This is a genomic window from Mesorhizobium sp. A556, from assembly GCF_054489545.1.
On the sequence record NZ_JBTMXA010000060.1, the window covers coordinates 1 to 1,013 of the forward strand.

At 60.9% G+C, this 1,013-nt stretch carries 1 protein-coding gene; it reads left to right on the plus strand.

Features of this window, described 5'->3' with window-relative positions; translation table 11 throughout:
* Nucleotides 1-57: 57 nt before the first annotated feature.
* Nucleotides 58-1,013 (plus strand): IS30 family transposase (locus ACX3P0_RS25280; protein ID WP_459092980.1); only part of this gene is annotated, 956 nt, incomplete at its 3' end.

The following is a 1,013-nucleotide window of genomic DNA, read 5'->3' on the forward strand; positions in this document are numbered from 1 at the left end:
GGTGGGTTCAACCGATCGTCGCAACACCTTTAATCTGAGAAGATGAGGAGGTGTCGCATGGTCACGTCACGGGTGTGGTTTACCGCAGAACAGAAGGTCGAGCTTTGGGAACGATGGAAGCAAGGTCAGAGCATTTCGTCGATCTCGCGGGCACTAGAGCGCAGGAACAAGGGCGGCGTTCAGCGGATCGTATCTGTCCATGGCGGCATTGCTCCGTCAGCAAGGCGTAGAGCTCCCTTGGCGCTTGCAGTGGCGGAGCGCGAAGAGATCTCTCGAGGGATTGCGGCAGGTCTTGCCATCCGCGCTATTGCACGAAGCCTTGGACGATCTCCATCGACGATATGTCGCGAGATCGCGCGCAATGGCGGTGCAAAAACGTATCGTGCAACTCGGGCTGACAGGCAGGCGTGGGAACGCGCGCTGCGTCCGAAGCGGTGTCGCCTGGCATGCTCTGAACGGCTACGATGGCTGGTGGCGCAGAAGCTGGCGCTGCAATGGTCGCCGGAGCAGATTGCGGGCTGGCTGAGGCGAGAACACCCGGGCGATCCAAGCATGCGGATATCTCATGAAGCGATCTATCGCAGTCTGTTCATCCAGTCGCGCGGGGTGCTCAAGAAAGAACTGACGGCGCATCTGCGCACCAGACGGCAAATGCGTCTCGCCAAAGGCGCACAGAGCCAAACGGGGCAAGGACAGATCCTCGATATGGTCTCCATCCGCCAGCGACCCGCCGAGGCCAAGGATCGCGCCATCCCGGGTCATTGGGAGGGTGATCTGCTCGCCGGTGCGAACGACACCAACATCGCCACTCTCGTCGAGCGACACAGCCGGTTCACCATGCTTGTGAAGTTGGCCAGGAGGGACTCGGCGACTGTTGTGGCGGCCCTCGCCGAGAGGATCGGCACGTTGCCAGAAGAGCTGCGGCGCTCGTTGACATGGGACCAGGGCAAGGAGATGGCTCGTCACAGGAGCTTCACCATCGCAACCGATCTACAGGTCTACTTCTGCGACCC